At 37.1% G+C, this 18,240-nt stretch carries 18 protein-coding genes and 1 pseudogene; 8 read left to right on the top strand and 11 right to left on the bottom strand.

Annotated elements, in window-relative coordinates; genetic code table 11:
- Positions 1–20: 20 nt before the first annotated feature.
- The 3 genes from dnaN to PYS62_RS00540 all read right to left on the bottom strand — a co-directional run bounded on the left by dnaN (position 21) and on the right by PYS62_RS00540 (position 3,875).
- Positions 21–1,139 carry a DNA polymerase III subunit beta gene (gene dnaN, locus PYS62_RS00530; protein WP_066714968.1) on the bottom strand — a complete coding sequence of 373 codons (1,119 nt, stop codon included), beginning with the start codon at positions 1,137–1,139 and terminating at the stop codon, positions 21–23.
- Between the two features lie 443 nt (positions 1,140–1,582).
- Positions 1,583–3,145, bottom strand: coding sequence for a chromosomal replication initiator protein DnaA (gene dnaA, locus PYS62_RS00535; RefSeq protein ID WP_066714970.1), 1,563 nt, complete (start codon positions 3,143–3,145; stop codon positions 1,583–1,585).
- A 4-nt stretch (positions 3,146–3,149) separates the two neighbouring features.
- The gene (locus PYS62_RS00540) at positions 3,150–3,875 is read right to left on the bottom strand and encodes a hypothetical protein (RefSeq protein WP_066714972.1); all 726 of its coding nucleotides are present in this window, start codon (positions 3,873–3,875) and stop codon (positions 3,150–3,152) included.
- An 85-nt stretch (positions 3,876–3,960) separates the two neighbouring features.
- On the opposite strand from PYS62_RS00540, the gene PYS62_RS00545 reads away from it, so the two are divergent.
- A complete protein-coding gene (locus PYS62_RS00545; protein ID WP_066714974.1) occupies positions 3,961–5,361 on the top strand; it encodes a hypothetical protein in 1,401 nt (466 codons plus the stop codon).
- Between the two features lie 137 nt (positions 5,362–5,498).
- Here the strand turns inward: PYS62_RS00545 and PYS62_RS00550 are convergent, their stop codons facing one another.
- Positions 5,499–6,938, bottom strand: a complete 1,440-nt coding sequence (locus PYS62_RS00550; protein WP_066714975.1) for an SAM-dependent methyltransferase — start codon at positions 6,936–6,938, stop codon at positions 5,499–5,501.
- 100 nt (positions 6,939–7,038) lie between these two features.
- Between PYS62_RS00550 and PYS62_RS00555 the strand changes: the two genes are divergently transcribed.
- From PYS62_RS00555 to PYS62_RS00565, 3 genes are all read left to right on the top strand, one after another.
- Complete coding sequence (locus PYS62_RS00555; protein WP_066714976.1) at positions 7,039–8,166, top strand: 3'-5' exonuclease; 1,128 nt, start codon at positions 7,039–7,041, stop codon at positions 8,164–8,166.
- Between the two features lie 87 nt (positions 8,167–8,253).
- The gene (locus PYS62_RS00560) at positions 8,254–9,204 is read left to right on the top strand and encodes an NAD-dependent epimerase/dehydratase family protein (RefSeq protein ID WP_066714977.1); all 951 of its coding nucleotides are present in this window, start codon (positions 8,254–8,256) and stop codon (positions 9,202–9,204) included.
- Positions 9,205–9,283: 79 nt separating this feature from the next.
- Positions 9,284–10,480 (top strand): glycine C-acetyltransferase, encoded by a 1,197-nt coding sequence (locus tag PYS62_RS00565; RefSeq protein WP_066714979.1) that lies wholly within the window; start codon positions 9,284–9,286, stop codon positions 10,478–10,480.
- A gap of 95 nt (positions 10,481–10,575) precedes the next feature.
- Here PYS62_RS00565 and gpmA read toward each other — a convergent pair whose 3' ends face one another.
- The 7 genes and pseudogenes from gpmA to PYS62_RS00600 form a co-directional block, all read right to left on the bottom strand.
- The gene (gpmA, locus tag PYS62_RS00570; RefSeq protein ID WP_066714981.1) at positions 10,576–11,262 is read right to left on the bottom strand and encodes a 2,3-diphosphoglycerate-dependent phosphoglycerate mutase; all 687 of its coding nucleotides are present in this window, start codon (positions 11,260–11,262) and stop codon (positions 10,576–10,578) included.
- Positions 11,263–11,375: 113 nt separating this feature from the next.
- Positions 11,376–11,633, bottom strand: coding sequence for a type II toxin-antitoxin system RelB/DinJ family antitoxin (locus PYS62_RS00575; protein ID WP_066714986.1), 258 nt, complete (start codon positions 11,631–11,633; stop codon positions 11,376–11,378).
- A gap of 210 nt (positions 11,634–11,843) precedes the next feature.
- A complete protein-coding gene (locus PYS62_RS00580; protein WP_066714988.1) occupies positions 11,844–12,491 on the bottom strand; it encodes an isochorismatase family protein in 648 nt (215 codons plus the stop codon).
- Positions 12,492–12,541: 50 nt separating this feature from the next.
- Positions 12,542–14,845 carry an alpha/beta hydrolase family protein gene (locus PYS62_RS00585; RefSeq protein ID WP_066714989.1) on the bottom strand — a complete coding sequence of 768 codons (2,304 nt, stop codon included), beginning with the start codon at positions 14,843–14,845 and terminating at the stop codon, positions 12,542–12,544.
- Complete coding sequence (locus PYS62_RS00590) at positions 14,842–15,144, bottom strand: helix-turn-helix domain-containing protein (RefSeq protein WP_315574107.1); 303 nt, start codon at positions 15,142–15,144, stop codon at positions 14,842–14,844. Before PYS62_RS00590 ends, PYS62_RS00585 begins: the two co-directional genes overlap by 4 nt.
- Before the next feature lie 60 nt (positions 15,145–15,204).
- The gene (locus tag PYS62_RS00595) at positions 15,205–15,453 is read right to left on the bottom strand and encodes a hypothetical protein (RefSeq protein ID WP_066714991.1); all 249 of its coding nucleotides are present in this window, start codon (positions 15,451–15,453) and stop codon (positions 15,205–15,207) included.
- Between the two features lie 13 nt (positions 15,454–15,466).
- Positions 15,467–15,976, bottom strand: a pseudogene (locus PYS62_RS00600) (DUF3990 domain-containing protein).
- A gap of 98 nt (positions 15,977–16,074) precedes the next feature.
- Between PYS62_RS00600 and PYS62_RS07510 the strand changes: the two are divergent.
- From PYS62_RS07510 to PYS62_RS00615, 4 genes are all read left to right on the top strand, one after another.
- On the top strand, positions 16,075–16,473 hold the full coding sequence (locus tag PYS62_RS07510) for a MobA/MobL family protein (RefSeq protein ID WP_452038987.1): 399 nt from the start codon (positions 16,075–16,077) through the stop codon (positions 16,471–16,473).
- Positions 16,457–17,023 carry a hypothetical protein gene (locus PYS62_RS07515; RefSeq protein WP_452038985.1) on the top strand — a complete coding sequence of 189 codons (567 nt, stop codon included), beginning with the start codon at positions 16,457–16,459 and terminating at the stop codon, positions 17,021–17,023. The genes PYS62_RS07510 and PYS62_RS07515 overlap by 17 nt, the downstream gene beginning before the upstream one ends.
- A gap of 117 nt (positions 17,024–17,140) precedes the next feature.
- On the top strand, positions 17,141–17,584 hold the full coding sequence (locus PYS62_RS00610) for a hypothetical protein (RefSeq protein ID WP_315574108.1): 444 nt from the start codon (positions 17,141–17,143) through the stop codon (positions 17,582–17,584).
- Positions 17,585–17,598: 14 nt separating this feature from the next.
- Positions 17,599–18,042 (top strand): hypothetical protein, encoded by a 444-nt coding sequence (locus tag PYS62_RS00615; RefSeq protein ID WP_019214207.1) that lies wholly within the window; start codon positions 17,599–17,601, stop codon positions 18,040–18,042.
- The last annotated feature ends 198 nt before the right edge of the window (positions 18,043–18,240 follow it).

The following is an 18,240-nucleotide window of genomic DNA, read 5'->3' on the forward strand; positions in this document are numbered from 1 at the left end:
CAATCTTAGCCTACCTAAAGCTAACGCCTTAATGGCAAAATCAAAAATTCGTAATCATCACCTGTCATTGGTTTGATGATACAAGGTCCCAAACTACCAGCAAAATTAATCTGTACCAGTTCATCATCAATGACACGCAAAGCATCAGTAAAGTAAATTGGATTGTAATCAATATCAATCATCTGGCCTTGTACAGAAACAGCTATATCTTCATGTGCTTGGCCTTTCTCAGACACAACATCAATCTGCAAGCTGCTCTCATCTGTCGTTTGTAATCTAATTGGTAAACGACGATCAGACACGTTCATGATCAACAACATTCTCTCCAAGCCAGCCAAGAACTGACTTCTGTTAATGACGATGGTTGTATCACCGTTGCTGTTCAAAAGACTCTCATATTTCATGAATTCATTGGTCAATAAACGACTGACTAATTTCAAACTACCCAAATTGAACTCAACTTGTTTGTTGTCAACTTTTAATGTCACTAAATCTTCTGAACCTAACAAAGGTTGCAAGATCTTCAAAGCTTTACCTGGAATTAAGAGGCGGAATGGCTTCTCAACTTTTGGCATTCTCTCATCATAAGCATGTCTACTAATTGCCAAACGGAAGCCATCAATTGCAACAAGTTCCAAATTCTTCTCATTGGCATTGAACAAAATGCCGTTAAAAGCTGGGCGTGACAAATCGGTGCTGACAGCAATTATTGCCTGTTTAATTAATTTTTGGAAACGATCTTGAGGCAAGGTAAATGTCAAATTGCCGCTAATCTCCGGCAAACTTGGGAAATCAGCTGTTGGACGTGTCATAAAATTGAACTTAGATTTGCCAGCACTGATAACTGTCTTGTAATTCTCATCGCAAGTAATTGTAACATCGCCCTCTTCCAATTTAGCAGCAATATCACCTAACAATCTAGCTGGCACCAACATGTCACCAGCTTCATAAACATCAGCCTTGATCTTCGTTTCAATTCCACATTCCAAATCATAACCGCGCAAAAGTAATGTATTGCTTTGTTTGTCGGCTGACAGGAAAACATTATCTAAAATTTCGTTACCTGTTTTACTGGAAACAGCTCTTAACACGTAATTAGTTGCTTGATGCAGTAAATTTTTCGGACAAACAATTTTCATATGACACCTCTTTTGCTAGTAAACTGACTCTATAAATTATAGCAACTTATCTTTGTTCTGTAAAAATTTTGCAATCAGAACAAGCTACAACTACATTTTGTTTGTAATTGTAATTAACCACGCCGTGAAAATGGCAAGTTGCCCTGAAACAAACAATCAATTTAGTTAATCACTATTCTTATTATGGTATGTGGTTAATGTGGTAAATTACAGTTTAATTACCTAAAAATTACAGCAAACAGCGATTAGGCGTATGTGTTTTCTTTTTTTAGAAGGCCTAAATTCAGGGAACTTCATTTTGGGATAGATTGTTCTAAATTTTGGCTTCAAGTAAGGCTTAAAAATTTATCACCAGAATTATGCACAGACTTATCCACGCAAAAAAGTGCGAAAGGGTAAAGCAAGCTAAAATTCTAAAAATTTAAATTTTTTATAAATAAAAGCTAATGCTCATGCAAGCTGTTTTTGATGCTGGCGATCTCTTTCTGCAAACTTAAGTCATTTTTTAGCGCTTTTTCGATTTTTAGGCAGGCGTTACGGGTCGTTGTATGGTCAGAGCGGTTAAAAGCTTTGGAGATACTAGCATAAGTCATATTTAATAAATCTCTGCACAGATACATGGCCACGTGGCGAGGGTAAGTGTACTTGCTTTCTTTGCAGGATGAGTACAAATTTGCCTTGACGATGTTGTAGTAAGTTGCTACAACGTCAGCGATGAAATCAGGCGTGATTGTTTCAGCTATATTGTGCTTAATAATTGGTTCAAGCGCTTTTTCAGCCAATGTTAAGTTGATATAACCAGATAAGTGTTTTATGGCTAATACGCTATTCAAAGCACCTTCTAATTCACGAATGTTCAGACTGATATTCTTAGCTATATAACTGATGATGTTAATATCAATGTCTTCGTGCAAAGCTTGGGCTCTTGCTTGCAAAATAGCCATACGTGTCTCGTAGTTTGGCGGATTAATATCACAAGCTAGGCCAGAGAGAAAACGTGTTTTTAAGCGTTCTTCAAGCGTAACTAAATAGCGCGGATGCTTATCACAAGTGATGACGATGTAAGCGTTATTTTCGTAAAGGGTATTGAAAGTGTAGAAAAATTCTTCTTGCATCTGTTCTTTGCCTTCGATGAATTGAATATCGTCAATCAACAATAAGTCACAATTACGGTATTTGTTTCTAAAAACATTGTAATTTTGCTTCCTTATCGTAGCGATAAATTCATTGACGAAGTCTTCTGTCTGTAAGTAGAGAATTCTAGTTTGAGGACGATGCTGTAAGACAGAGTTACCAATAGCATTCAAAAGATGAGTTTTGCCTAAACCGCTACCGCCATAGAGAAAGAGGGGATTGTAAGGCTTTTGGCCATCTGTGAAATAGGAATTGGCAATAGCCTGACAGGCAGCGTGCGCCATTGTATTGTTAGGGCCAACAATGAAATTATCAAACGTGTAATCCTTGCGAAAATGCTGCTGATAGAGGGGATTTACGATGATTTTTGCTTGTGGCTGTTCATCAATTGCTTGTGGCTGAATAAAAGTTTGTTTAGGTTGAACAGCTGCGAAAGTTTCAGGTTTTACTTGTACTTCTGGTTCTACTTTTTCATTAACAAATTCAGGTTCAATGTTAGCTTCTCGTTGTTCAATAACCGTTTGGGCTGCGTCAAAGCTAGATGTAACAGAATCTGGCTGTAAATTAGCTAAAGCTTGCTTGATGCCTTCAGTGCCAACTACTAATTTAACTTCTAAACGGAATGAATTAGATTCAGCAATCACATCAGCAAACAAGGGTAAATACTTGACTAAATAACGATAGCTGAAATCATCAGGTGTACTCAAAAATAGGCGATTTTCGTCAACATAAAAAGGCACAAGTGGCTCAATCCACGTTACGAAAAGAACGGTGGATACTTTAGACTTGATTTTCTTTAGAGCATTGTGCCAAATAGTTTTAGCCAATGCTGCTTGCTCGTTATCTAAATTGAGTGCATCAGACATATCCATCAGCTTAATTCCATTTAGTCTTTCTAGTTATTTTTTGACCACGATAAATCGTGCTGTTTTCTTTAATTTTGCGGTTTAAGAAACGTTTAACCGAAACAGTTTGAGCTATGTTACGAGGGCCTCGAATCTTCCAGTTGTAGCCTCTATTTTTGAGGTAATTTTTGCGAACGATGTGCATGATAAACAGTATCAAAGCAGAACCTAATATATTCATAATGACATAGTTTATATTGACAGAGAAAAAGAAAAAGCCACTTACAAAGTTCAAGCCTAAGCGTAGTAGTTGTGTGACAATACTGAACAGAATGGTCAAAAGCCAGATACTGAACGAAGAGTATGTTTTGCTTTCACGTCTCAAAAAGTAAGCTAACGGTATAAACAACAAAAGGTGATATGAAATGTTGAACATGAACTTGCTGAGAACAGTAAAATCATGCTCGTGGGTGGCAACAATTGCTAAAAATAGCTCATCAATGATTGGAATGAGCGGTATTTTCACGATATTTTCCCAAGCTGAGAGCAAAGAAAGATGATGATCAGAACTTGTGATTGGGAAAAATAAACTCGATAGTAAAAAGAGACTATAAATGGTCATGATAATTCGTCTGATGAAGACATTGATCTTCTTAGGACGGTAAACTTGTACCCAAATTTGGCATAGCAAAACAAAGCCTGCTAGCAGATAAAGAGGCCAAAAACCAAGTATAATTTGATAGTTCATATATAACATGTTATGTACTCCGCTATTAATTCACTTCATTATAGTATACAAATAGAGATTATGTTAAGATTAAAGAAAACTTTGAGGGTAGGGCATGTTTAGCAATCGCTGTTTGATATTTTGCAAATTATTTGCAGACTATAACACAAGCGTCAACTTATATTATCGTGATTTAGCAACTTCCATTTGTAAATATATGGCAGATTATGCTAAGTGCCAACTATACTGTCCTTATCCTGAGTTTGACTTGAAGCAACAACTAAGTCAAGTTTCTAGAATTAGGTTGTTAGATCCTCTATTGCAAGGCCAAAATGATTATGCTTTTCTTTTGAATGGTGAGAATAGTACAGCGGCTTTACACTTATTTTTCACAAAGACAGTCTATTGCGATTCCTTTGCAAGTTCTAGCCAGTCATTAAAATATTATTTACAGCAGCAAGACGAAAAGTTAAAAATTAATGAACAAGTTGATGCAGCTTCACCTCTAAGTTTAGCTCAGAAAATCGGAGGAAAGCTCGTGATTTGTTTAGATGCAAATATGCTGGGACAACAAACTATCAAAGAATTGGATAGTATTTTAGCAAATAAAGACACAGCAAATTTGCTTTTTGCTTTTGCAATTTTTAATGGTCAGATAGAGCAAGTTGAAGCGTGGCAGACTTTGTTTAAACAACGCTATAACAAGGAAGTTTGCTGGCATAATCAAAGGTTGATAGCAGCTGATTTTTTGCAGAATAACTTAAGAAAAATGCGTAAATATCAAGAGCTGATGCAGGCTGATATTTTGCAATTAAGTAGCAAAATTTATAAGCGCTTGCTTAGCTTAGGCTTAGAGAAGCAGCGTTTGAAGGTAGCGTTAGCGTATGATCAGGCTTTTTCAGCTTACGATAGTTATGAATTACAGTTCTTGAGTCAATTGGGAATTGACTGGTACAAATTTAGTCCTTTACATGACAAAATTTTGCCTTCCGATTGTTTAGCTTACTTTTTCGCTGCACATGAATTAAATTCTTATTTAGGTGCTTTATCTTTTAATCATGTGTTGCGTGAACAACTTCGAAAGGCCTGTGAGAATGGGGCTCTATTCATCGCGCAAGATCAGGCGCACCTCTACTTGATTGATGGTGTTGTTGATGCCAAAGGGACTTATTATCCTGAGTTAGGCTTAATTTCACAAAAAGCGCGAATTTTGCAGAAGAATGCCAAGTATGCTTATGCAGTTGTGAGTGCATATCAGTCGAATTGTTTTGCACCTTTAACATTGCCGAATGTCGCATTCTTGAATAAAAGTGTGGAATTATATCCAAATTTGAGCACTATGCGCTGTGCCATAACGACAACTGTCGATCAACAACAGCGTCAGGTCAATAGTGGTTTTTGCAATAAGCAAATTTTCAGTAGCTTAAATAGGTTTTGGCCGGCGACAAATTATGATTGGCTGGAGCATTTCTATTTAACCTTAATTCAGCGCCTCGCCAAACAAAACGGGATTTAAGCGAAGGTTCAGGCAAAAAATTGTATGTATTGGTTTTTAGATTTGTAATTTTAACTTTTGCACGTAGTTTTGAGTCTTTTTAATCCAAGCGTTTGGCATTGAATTTGTGCTTTTTACTTTTGAAATTTTGTGAGTATTTACCCGGTTATTTTGCTTAACACGAGTGTCAATTCGGAGCGATTTACGGATAATTGGCGAACAAATTCAAGTTTACATTTAGGCAAGGCGTGCTCAAGATAGCGCTTAATGTCTTTGATTTGCTTGAAATAGCTTTCAGTTTTGCTTAACTTAATTGTTTGAATGATAATCGCGTCATTAGTTAGATATGGCAAAAATGCAGCTGCTAAGGCTAGGCTAGGGCGGAAAAACATCTTCATATCGTTGACTAATAAGTTAGCTTTAGCTAATGCAAAATTATTTGCTTTGGCCATTTCTAAAAATTGATCGCTTAATGCCTGAAAATGCCAGAGATTAGCTTTGGCTGTGATTTTGAGGTGTTGTGGATCGATGGCGATGACTTGATAATTGTAATTTAAGAGAACTTCTGTCCAACCACCTGGTGCAGCGCCCAAATCGAAGGCTAAATGAGGAGCTGTTTGCCAGATTTTGATTGTTTGGTATATGTTTTTCGGTAGCTGTTTATATTGCGTTCTGATACTTTCTAATTGAGTTTCATCAGCCTGCTTGCATAAGAAAGATGCCAAATTATGTTCTTTTTCTTTATCCAGTTCGGCAGCTTGTTCTGAATTAGCAAGACGGTCGGCTAATTCCAGCAATTTATATTTAGCTCTAGATACAGAATTTTCGTCCTTAGAATTGCTTTTTGGCCAAAGGTCAAGCAGATAGGGTGAACGATGTATACTAAATGACAGATTACCAAGTGTTAAACAGAAACAATTTCCAAAATATAAAACGTTTAATGGCTCTGTATGCACGAATTTTGCAAGCATTTCTCTAAGTTCCAAATGTTCATTTCTAGCTAAATCACTTTTACAGTTAAGTAGTGACGCTCTATGAACGGGCGAAAATTTGGCCGTTTCAACAACTTTGGCTGTTTCAGTAGCACCAGTAGTTTCAGTCGCTTCAATTGCACTATTACTGGTAATTTCAGCTGTTCTAGTAGACTCTGATTTATCGGCCACTTTAGCATTATCAGAAGCAGAAGCATTAAGCATAGGTGAAGCCTGATTTGCTTTGAAAAATGCGCTTAATTGTAAGTTAAGATTTGCTAAATCAACGTTCTGAATGAAAATATCTAAAGGTAATACTTGCAAAATAAAACAGGTTTTCCAACTGTTCGCTTGAAATAAACTCAGCAATTGCTGCTTAAATGTTTCACGTGAAACATTGGTTGAGCTATTTAATTGAGCATAATCAAGCGCTAGAACCGATATGCTTCTTGCAGAGGTGGCGGACTGAGCAAGTTCGGCTACTAAATTCACTTTAATGGTAGGCAATTTAGCAGTTAATAACAGACAAGCTTGTGTAAATGCTTGTTTTTTCAGACTATTTTGGCTGACAATAGCCAAATTAAAGCTTGTCATATTGTTTTCTGCCGCTATTTTTGCATCAGACATGTTAATCACCTGTTTTTCTTGTAATATTACATTATAATTATACAGTGTATGCTGTTATTGGCCATGATTTAGAGCAGAAAGGATAGCTATACTAGCTTTTATGATTTATATCATTTTCGATTTAGAGTGGAATATGGCAAGTGGCCACTATGAAGAAGTGGGGAAGCCACGCATAACGAAAAGCTGTACGGTTGTTACTAAGAAGCGTATACCAATTTTCGAGATTTTTCAGATTGGTGCTGTCAGTTTAAGCTCCAATTTGCAAATCAAGGAACACTATTCTGCTTTGATCAGACCTCAGATTTACCCGCAAATTAATAAATATGTGCAACGTTTGACAAAGGTTAAGAAAGATGAACTTAAAGTGTCGCCGCCTTTTACAACGGTTATTTATGACTTTTATGCTTGGATTTGGCGTCAATTCCCTGAAGCTGAGCAGATGAAAGCTTGTGAGGTATGCCAATTACCGTATGACAAAATAGCTGAGCAAAGTTATGGCTTTAGCGAGTTACAGGCACTTTTGAAAGAGCTGCCATTGATGTTCGGAACTTGGAGTACATCAGATGCTAAACCATTAAGGGAAAATTTGAATTATTATGCTTTGCCAAACAGTTTACCAGCTAAATTCATTGATATTCAAAAACTCTATGAGCTATTCAGCGGTGATGAAGCAGGCGCACATGCTGTTAAACGTGCAGTTGACTTTTTAACAATTGAGCCAGACGAAGCTTATCACGATGCGTTGAATGATGCTTTGTACACAGCCTTGATATTCCAAAATTTGGAACCAGCTTTCAAATTTGCAGCCTGGGATTATCATGGACTACCTTTGTCTGATAACTACAACTTAAAGGCTAAGCAAGATCCTAGCGATAATTTCAAAGCAGGACTTGTTTGCTCAAACCTTGATGATAACAATGAACCTATCAAATTAAGCTGGCCGAGATTGCATCGCATGTATAATTTGGTCAAAAAAACAACTTCAGATTTGTCTGTCAGTTTGGGACTTAATTTGTCAGATACCAAGTATCGCGCTAATTTGAAGGCTAAGCGTAGACAGAATGTGCTATGCAATTGTATGCAGAGCAAATACAATTTGAAGAAGATTGATGATAAGTTAGAAGCAAGATTACATTTGCTGACGCAAGCAGATTTAGAAGCTTTTATCTGTTCATTTGCTTATGATGCCAATCCAAATTTGCAACAAGAACATGGTGATGAGAATTAATTTTTGGTAAATCTGCCCAAAGTAAGACGTTGATAGTTGAAAAAATGTACTACAATATAACTATACATCTCTTACTGGAGGTCAAAAATGAAAAGAATCATCCTAACAGGCAGCTTGGGTCAGATTGGCAGCGAATTGGCGTTGTTCTTGGCAGATAAGTATGGTCAAGAGAATGTTCTAGTTACAGATTTAGCCAAAGAAACTATACCAGCTCTCAGCCATTTAGCCTACAAACAACTTGATGTTACAGATTATGCCAATTTTTTGGCATGTGCTAAAGAATTTAAGGCTGATACAGTTATGCATTTAGCAGCAATTTTATCAGCTCGTGGTGAGACAATGCCACAAAAGACATGGCAAGTTAATATGCAGGGCTTAGTAAATGCTTTGGAAGTTGCACGCGAATTAAAAGCTCAGATTTTCTGCCCGAGTTCAATCGGCGCATTCGGACCAAGTACACCGCATGATAATACACCACAAGATACATTGCAAAGACCAGAAACTATGTATGGTGTAACAAAGGTATCGGGCGAATTGTTGTGTGATTATTATCATAAACGGTTTGGCGTTGATGCACGTGGCGTACGTTTTCCGGGCCTAATTTCATGGAAGACGCTCCCAGGTCAGGGAACAACTGATTATGCCGTGCATATTTATTATGGCGCAATTGAGAATAAAACTTATACTTCCTATATTAAAGCTGGCACTTATATGGATATGATGTATTTGCCAGATGCTTTGCAAGCAATTGTTGATTTAATGGAAGCCCCAAGTGACAAGTTGCAACATCGAAATGCCTTTAACGTTTCAGCTATGAGTATTGAGCCTGAAATGGTGGCTGCTTCAATTAAGAAATTTATCCCTGAATTTACGATTAAATACGAAGTTGATCCTATTCGTCAAGCAATTGCTGACAGTTGGCCAAATTCTTTGGATATTAGCGCTGCTCAGAAAGAGTGGAATTTCCATGCTGAATATGATTTGGACAAGATGACGGAAGATATGCTAGCTAACTTGAAAGTTAAATTAGCTAAATAAGATTTGTTGCTCTATTAGAAAAGCTTGCTTTATTAAAAAGTAAAAATGTTTCACGTGAAACATATAGATGAGGTGCAAAATGAATAAAGAACTGCATACGATGAAGTATTTGCAAGAAAAAGTTGACGATTTGAAGCAGAAGGGCTTGTATCGTACATTGCCAGTCAACTCAGGTGCTTGTGATCCTGTTTTGGAATTAAACGGCAAAAAGGTAATCAACCTTTGCTCCAATAACTATTTAAGCTTGGGCAATGATGAGCGCTTGAAGGAAGCTGCTATCGAGGCTATTAAGCATTATGGCGTTGGTGCTGGTGCGGTTAGAACAATTGTTGGTAACCAAACTATTCACGAAGAGCTGGAAGCTGCTTTGGCTAAGTTCAAACATGCTGAGCGTTGCTTCATTTACCAATCAGGTTACGATTGCAACATCGGTACAATTCAGGCTATCTGCGACAAAGATGATTTGTTGATTTCTGACCAGTTGAACCACGCATCAATCATCGATGGTATGCGCATGGTTAAAGCAACCAAGCAAGTTTATGCACACAGCAATATGCAGGAGCTTGAAGAATTACTCAAGGCTGCTCAAGGCAAGTATCATAATGTTTTCATCTTTACAGATGGCGTTTTCAGTATGGATGGCGATTTAGCAAAATTGCCAGAAATTGTTGAGTTAGCTGAGAAGTATGGTGCTTTCACTTATGTTGATGATGCACACGGTTCAGGTACGATGGGTAGTCATGGCCGTGGTACAGTCGATCATTTCGGTTTGCATGGTCGCGTCGATTTTATCATTGGTACTTTGTCCAAGGCTATCGGTGTTAAGGGCGGTTATGTCGCTTGTTCAGAAGCTAGCTATCAGTGGTTGACACATCGCGCACGTCCTGTTTTGTTCTCCACAACTTTGAGCCCAGCTGATACAGCCGCTGCGAAGAAGGCAATTGAAATTTTGACAGAAGATGATAGTTTGCAGAAGCAATTGTGGGCAAATTCGAAGTACATTAAGGAGCAATTGACAGCTTTGGGCTTTAATACAGGCCATTCAGAAACACCAATTACGCCAGTTATTATTGGTGATGAAGCTAAAGCTATGCAGTTCTCCAAGAAATTATTGGAAAAGGGTGTATTTGTTTCAGCTATTGTTTTCCCAACTGTTCCATTAGGCACAGGCCGTGTGCGTGTAATGGTGCAAGCTAAGCATACAAGGGAACAATTAGATGAAGCTGTTAGAATTTTCCATGAAGTTGGCGTTGAGATGGGAATTTTAGACAAGTAAAAACATACTTGAGTAGTAAAAGAGGGGATTATCACTGATAATCCCCTTTATTTGTTTCAGAATTCAAAGCTACAAACGTTTTAATACCTATTATATTAGAGGTAATAACGTTTGATTACGTTAAGTTCGTCATCTAATTCATAGACTAAAGGTTGACCTGTTGGAATTTCTAGCCCCATGATGTCTTCATCACTGATCTTCTCCAAATGTTTAGCTAAAGCACGTAGGCTGTTACCATGAGCAGCAATTAACAATGTCTTGCCTGCTTTAATAGCTGGAGCAATTTGGTCTTCCCAGAACGGCATAACACGGTCAAGTGTTACTTTCAAGCTCTCATGTTGAGGGATAACTTCTTCTGGTAATGAAGCGTAACGACGATCATGGAATGAAGATAGTTCGGCATCCTTGTCTAAAGCTGGTGGCAAAATGTCGTAAGAGCGACGCCATTGACGCACTTGCTCATCGCCATACTTCTCAGCTGTTTCTGCCTTATTCAAACCTTGTAAAGCACCATAATGACGTTCATTCAAACGCCAGCTCTTAATTTCAGGTACCCAAAGTTGATCGCTTTCTTCCAAAGCGTAGTGGCAAGTTTTGATAGCACGTTTTAATACAGATGTGAATGCTAGATCAAATTTAATGCCAGCGGCCTTAATCTTTTGACCAGCTTCTTTTGCTTGACGTACACCTTCTTCACTCAAATCGACATCGGTCCAACCTGTGAAAAGGTTTTTCAAATTCCACTCACTTTGTCCATGGCGGACAAATACTAATTTGTACATAAATGCCTCCTTCGGCTACAATGCAATAAGTTCTTATCTATTATACACGAATGAGCAAGACAATAAGATTAAAGTAATTATCTGAGCTTATTCATAATGACCTTTACAAGCTGCTAATCCACATCAATTAATTCATGTTCGACACCTTTGCCAGAGTTTAGGGCAGAAACTGCACGCTGTAGATGAGCTAAATTTGTTGGCGAATAAAATGGATCAACAGCTAGCTCAAAAGGGATACGTTTTTCACGTGCAACTTTTTTGGCAAAAATTGTAAAGGCAGCGCTCATAGATAATCCTAGTTCATCGCAGGTTTTCTCCATAAGTTGCTTTACATCTGAATCTAAACGAAAATTCACATTAACTGTTGACATGATGATCACCCTTCTTTCAATTAAATCATAAGCCATAATATATAAAAACGCAAGCAAATTTAATTATATAAGCTGTATAATGTAAATAAATATGCTTGCCTTTTTAAGATGATTAAATCCCCAATTTCTATGTAATTCAAGAAGTGACTAAGAAATTGGGGATAGACATTTTATTTAAAACGGAAGAGAAGTGCTCGCTTATAGCAGCATCTACTTAATCAGCGCTTGGCAAGCTTTGAAATTTGGATGCTTAGAATCTTGCAGAAGGTCAAACATCAACATTTCTAGATTGCTGACAGTTGCTCCGAGCTTCTCCAAGAGGTGAAGAGCTGTTTGTTTATGCTTGAGCTGACGAGAACTTGTCATATCCTCTGGCACAAAGACAGTGTATCCTTCAGCCAAGAAGTCACGGCAGCTTTGGTAAACGCAGACATGGCTTTCAACACCAGCGACAATTAATTGTTTAATATGATTCTGGCGGAGGAACAAACCGAGATTGCCGGTTAAGACACTCATGCGTGTCTTATCAAAAGTGAAAATTGGGCAGCCAGCAGCTTCGCAAGCCTTAATTTCAGCTAGAATTTCAGGCTTTGTTGCACCAAGACCCTTTGGGTATTGCTGTGTATAGATAACGGGCAATTTGAAGAAGGCACAGATTTTCAAGAATTTGATGTTCTGTTGCAAAATAGCTTCGTTTTCAGCCATGGCTGGCATGATCTTTTCTTGTAAATCGATACACAAAAAAGCGACATGTTCTGGATTTAGACGTTGCGCATAAAAGTCATTTTGCGTTTCTAAGCTGAAATTAGTTTCCTTACTGGTGACAATGGTCGGTATTTCTTTAATTAGTTCACTCATAATTAAATCCTTTCTTCATTTGGTTAGGTCACGCTAACGGCGACTTTGAATTATTCAATTTTTTTGGCAAATTCATTGATTAAATCAACTTTATCTGCTTGCAAGTACTTTAAGAACCAATGTGTCATTAGATTGAGCCGCCATTCTCTAGCTTGTGGCTTACCGCTTCTGGATAACTCGTGATTTTCGCCTGGGAAAATGCAGAGCTTACTCGTAACACCCAAAGCTAGCAAAGCTGTATGCATCTGCATACCTTGTTCAAGTGGACAACGGTAATCAGAATCAGAGTGGATAAAGAGAGTTGGCGTAACAGCGTTGTTGATATGCTTCAATGGTGAATGTTCCCAGAGAATGGCTTGTTCTGGTAAAGTGAGACCTTTAACTTTGTTCTGATCAGTTGCAAAGTAATAGCCAATATCACTTGTACCGTAGAAAGACAGCCAGTTCGAGATGGAACGCTGACTACAAGCGACTTTGAAGCAGTCAGTGTGGGTGATGATCCAGTTTGTCATGAAACCACCGTAAGAACCACCAGTAACGCCTAAACGAGCTTGGTCAACTTCTTTGTACCTAGCTAGGACACAATCTAGGAAGGCCATGAGATCGTCAAAGTCACAGTTACCGTAAGCGCCGCGAATATCGGCAAAGTCATTGCCATAACCGTCTGAACCGTGTGGGTTTGTAAAGCAGACGACAAAGCCTAAGTTAGCCCAAACTTGCATTTCATGGTAGTAAGTTGTGCCGTAAACTGTCTTAGGGCCACCGTGAATATCCATAATTAGTGGATAGCTAGCTAATTTACCACTTTCAAAATCAGGTGGTAAGAGCACAAAGCCTGTCATTTCAGATTGATCATAAGGGCTTGTGTAGGTGAGCTTTTCGGGTTTAATAGCTGTTAATTCTAAGTTGGCGTGATCGTTGAAGTAAGTCAAGCGAATTAAATTAGTTGGATTTGTAACGAGATAGAGCTCGTTGAGTTCTTGGCCATACAAACCGATGACGAATAAGCAGTCTTTCGCACAATTACATGCTGTATTTGCTGCATTTGAATCAGCACAAGTACAAGTAATATCTGAAGCTTGGCATTGAGAAGTGCTGTTAAAGTCACAAGTTGAATCTGTTTCACTTTCAGCATCTAAAGCGGCACAATCATTAGCAGCCAAAACTGTATCAGTGTCGATATTAAGCTTGAATGCAGCTAAGCAAGCGCCCTCTTTATTAACGAGAGTTTCTTGTTTTAAGCTTGGTAACTTTTGACCTTCTTCTTTCACAAAGCTGAAAGCTGTGAGCTTTGAACTATAACCTTTAGTTTCGATTAAATTGTAGACTGTGCTGTCTGTTTGGTAACTTGTGGCATGATAGCCTAAGCAGACATCGGAACCAACACTGCTGCCGTATATAATTTCGTAGTCAGAAAGCTTGTGTAAATCTTTAGCTGTGCGATCGTAGAGATAGAAGTGATTGTTTTGATTGATACCATACGCAAGCGTATCGCTTGAAATTAAAACAAGTTCTTCTTCGCCTGTAGCTTTGCCATTTTGATCGACAGTTTCGATATAGAAGCCATCGCCTAATTGCTGATCTAACTTTTCATATAGAGGCGTGATGATTTCACTTTGCAAATCTAATTCATAAAGTCTAGCAAATGGCTGCCAACGAAATTTGTCATCGCCCGTGTATGGAGTGGCAGCAAAGGCGGCCTTGGTTTTGCTTGGATTCAAGGTAATCCAGTTGATCACATAATTTGGATAATCAGATCCGATTAATTCAAGTTCTTTGGTTAGAGCATCGAACATGAATAAAGCGGAGCGTTTGCCGTAGAGATAGCCCTGGCCGTTTGCTTGGAACGGTATTTCATTAATTATGTGCGGGCGTCTTGGTTTATTGCGCTTCTCCATGATTGCATTCTGCTCAGCTTCATCCTTCTGCCAAAGATCTGGTAGATCAATGTCATAAGAGGCTAAGACTAAGAATTTGTTACGCTCGTTCAAAGGCAATAATTGGTCAACAGCAAGTGGAATGCTGAAAGCATAGCTAGCTTCGCCACCATCAACAGCGATTCTGAAATAGTGGCTGCAAGGCGCTTGTGTGTCTTTGGCTTTGTCGTTTTGATAACGGTTTTTGCTTGGACTTTTGAACAAGATATTTTCAGCATCTTCAAAACAGAAACTTGCTTCTTCGCCAGCTTCCGTGAGTGGCCGAAGTTCTGTGCCGTTAAAAGTGTAAATTTTGTTTTTGTAACGATCATTATCCAAATCACAGTTACTCACGACAAAGGCAGCTAAGCTTTGGTCGGAGTTAGTCTTGGGATTAGAGAGATATGTGAATTTACGTAGATTTTCGACTCTATTCATTTTCCACCTCCAGGTTGTACAACAGGTACTTTTTCAATGAGATCTTCCAAAGAACAGTGTAACACTTTAGCTAACTTGTAGAGAGTATACACTGGTGCTTGATTTATATCTTTTTGGCACTGTTCATATTGTTGAATGGTCTTAACTGATATATTTGCTAATTTTGCTAACTTATCTTGTGGAAGTTTAGCTTGTTGGCGCTCAACTTCCAGTTCTGTTTCTGGCTGCGTGCGGCGAAAGAGTTCATTCAGTCTATCGACAAATTGCAAAATATCCATTTCGTGATAAAGATGATACAAAGCATAAATTTGTGTTATAGGTATGACGCTATCTATTTTGGCAAAGATTAAACTAGTTAGTCATTGATAGTAGGCTAATGACCATGCTGTCCAATATTCAGGGCTACGTTCATAAGTAAAATCACTTGTATCTGCCGTAATAGCTAAGTGAGTCAGCTTTTCTAAATCAGCTTCTGTTATAAGGTCTGCTTGGAGCAAAGCAGTGTGCGCCAAATCAATGTCCGATTGTCCAGCAATAACATTACAGTCGCCATCAGCAAAGCGTTTGGCAATATCACTATGCAGAAAAATTTGCCAAGCTGTTTGCAATGGATAGTTAAGTTTATTGACTAGGTAATTTACCGACTTTCATTGCATTGCAAAGTTGACGATAGGAAATTGTTCCACTAATAAAGTCAGTTGCGAATGAAAAGTAACTGTTATTTGCACGATAGCCGATGATTATATCGGCAGATTGATAATCGACATGAAAGTTCTGCAGAATATAATTTTTAGCTTCATTAGCCAAAGGTGTGGAAGTGTTAAAGGTACGATTTTCTAAAATGATACCTAACAAGTGTAACAAAGTATAGTTAGATGTATTTAAGTTTAATATGTCGAGGTTAGAGCAATCTAGTTTATATTGATTGGCATAACCATCAGTGTAAGCACTAACAGACCATTATTTAGCCAAATCTAGGCTTTCGGTGCAATAGAAACCGCGGCCATAATCATTGTATAATTTGCCTAAGCCAAATTTAGGCTGCATGACAATATTTTTAGAGCCGTGATAAATGATTTTATCCATATTGCCTCCTTTTACCTTAGTTTGTTTTATGCAGTTTTGGGCCATAAAGCCCCTAAAATATAGTTTAACACGGTGGGGAGCAAAATCAAAAAAGGAATATATCCTTGATGAAAACGGAGAAAAAGTAAAACTCCAAAACGGCAATTACAAAACCAAAAAAAATCAATACAGTCGATTGGAATGAGCAAGAAAAAGCGGAAGAGTGGCGAAAAGCATGGGCGGATATTACCAACAAATATTTGGAAGAAAATAATATACAGGAAAAAGTGGATCACCGTTCTTTTCAAAGGCAAGGCATAAAGCAAATACCGACCATTCATTTAGGCGTATCGGCAAGTCAAATGGAAAAGAAAGGTATAACCACCGATAGAGGAAACATTAACCGAGAAATCAAACATCAAAATGCGATTTTAAGAGAAATCTCAAGAAGAATAAAGGCATTACTAAATTGGATAAGAGGAATAGGAAAAGAGGAAAAAACAGAAAACGAGAATACAAAGTCCCCCCCCCCCATCCAAAGAAAATTTGCTGTCCGTTTTTGAAAATCTTATCCGTAAAAATGCAGATAACCATAATACAGATTTAGAACAATACTACATTGAAAGCTATCAGTTCTTAAAAGAGAAAAATATCACTTCCATATCTGAACTTAAGGAAAGCATAGTTACTTTAATAGATAAGAACTATAAAACAACAAGAGCCATTAAAGGTACCGAAAAGAAAATAGATGATAGAGTACAACTTATCGACCAAGCTGAGAAATATTTGAAGCATAGAGACACCTATAAAGCCTATGCCAAGTTAAGGAAAAACAAACAAGATACTTTCTACAATGAACATACCGCAGAGATTATTTTATTTGAAAGTGCCAAGAAATATCTGAAAGAACATTTGAAAAAAAAGACCCTAAATATATCCAAATGGAAATCAGAAATAGGCACTTTGAGGAAAGAAAAAGATATTCTATATTCTCAAATGACAGATATACGAAAGGAAGTGGAACAGGCTGAAAGTGTTAGAGGTTGTATAGATAAATTACTGCAAGAAAAGAGAGGATTAACACAGGAAAAGAAGAAAGAGTTAGAGGTATAAAATTCGAATAAAATTAAGATTGACATTTGTATACAAAGATATATAATTTATACGTGATTTTGTGCTTAAAATTAGATATACGTTAGTATCATTATTGTACTTTAAGGACGGTTGGTTTTGGAGAAAATATATAGAAGAAGCCTAGTTTCGTTTATCTATAATTTAATAATAATGATTTTTGGAGTGCTTGTTGCATTTTTAATTTCCGGAGTAATTGGAGGATATAAAGTTGCAATTATTATATCTTCTATCATCATTATTTTGGTTGTAATAAGTATATTTAGGCAATTGAGAACTAAAATAATTATAAATGGAAATGGTATATTAATAAACGATGGGAAAAAGGAATTTAACTATAATCTAAATGAAGTTCATATTTCTTCAGAACAAAGAAACAATGACTCGTTTTTCTTATATCTTTATACAGAAGATGGTAATAAGGAAATGTTTGATTTATCTTCGCTAGGAAAAAGAAAATATAATGAACTTATTGAAGATTTAGGAGTGGTTGGAGTAAAAAGCAAAACAATTAAATTAAATGATGTTAATAAAAATAATTAAAAGGGAGAATGAAAATGGAGAAATATTTAGAAGCATTTTTTTCAATGGGAGTATATGCCTATGTTGTGATTGCAATTTTTATATTAGCGGCTGTTTTTTCGTTTGTGTCAATTAAAATGAACAAAAATGCCTTGACTAAATGGTTAGCTGTACATCCTAATGCGGTGAAAATTGAGCTTTCTTCCGGAAATAATGTAATCACTCAAAAACAATTATATGCTAGAGTAATCAGTGGTGAAGCTGCTATTTTTAATGAAAAAGCAAAATATATAGTTTGTGCAGATCCAGGAGATATTGTTTTAGAAGTAACTTACACATATACTAGACCCGGAGTGTTACATAAAAACGTTACTACAACATGGGGACCTGCAAAAGTGGAGCTTAATGTTGAAAGAGGAAAAGACTATTTACTAAGTTTTGATAAGAAAGAAGAGCAATTTAAGTTATCTAGTAAATAATTATTTGATTGACTTGAGTTGAAGGAATAGCTATCGTTCAAAAATTTTGTATTAAAGATAGTTATCATTTAATATTATGTATCGGTTTAATTAACAGCAAATCAAACAGGTTTGCTGTTTTTTGTTGTTCAAATAAGGTGTCAATAAATAAGAAAAGGTACTTGACAAAACGCTTAATGGGTAAAAACTATCTGTTTT

Source organism: Amygdalobacter nucleatus, from assembly GCF_029167365.1.
In the GTDB taxonomy this organism is placed as follows: Bacteria; Bacillota; Clostridia; order Saccharofermentanales; family Fastidiosipilaceae; genus Amygdalobacter; species Amygdalobacter nucleatus.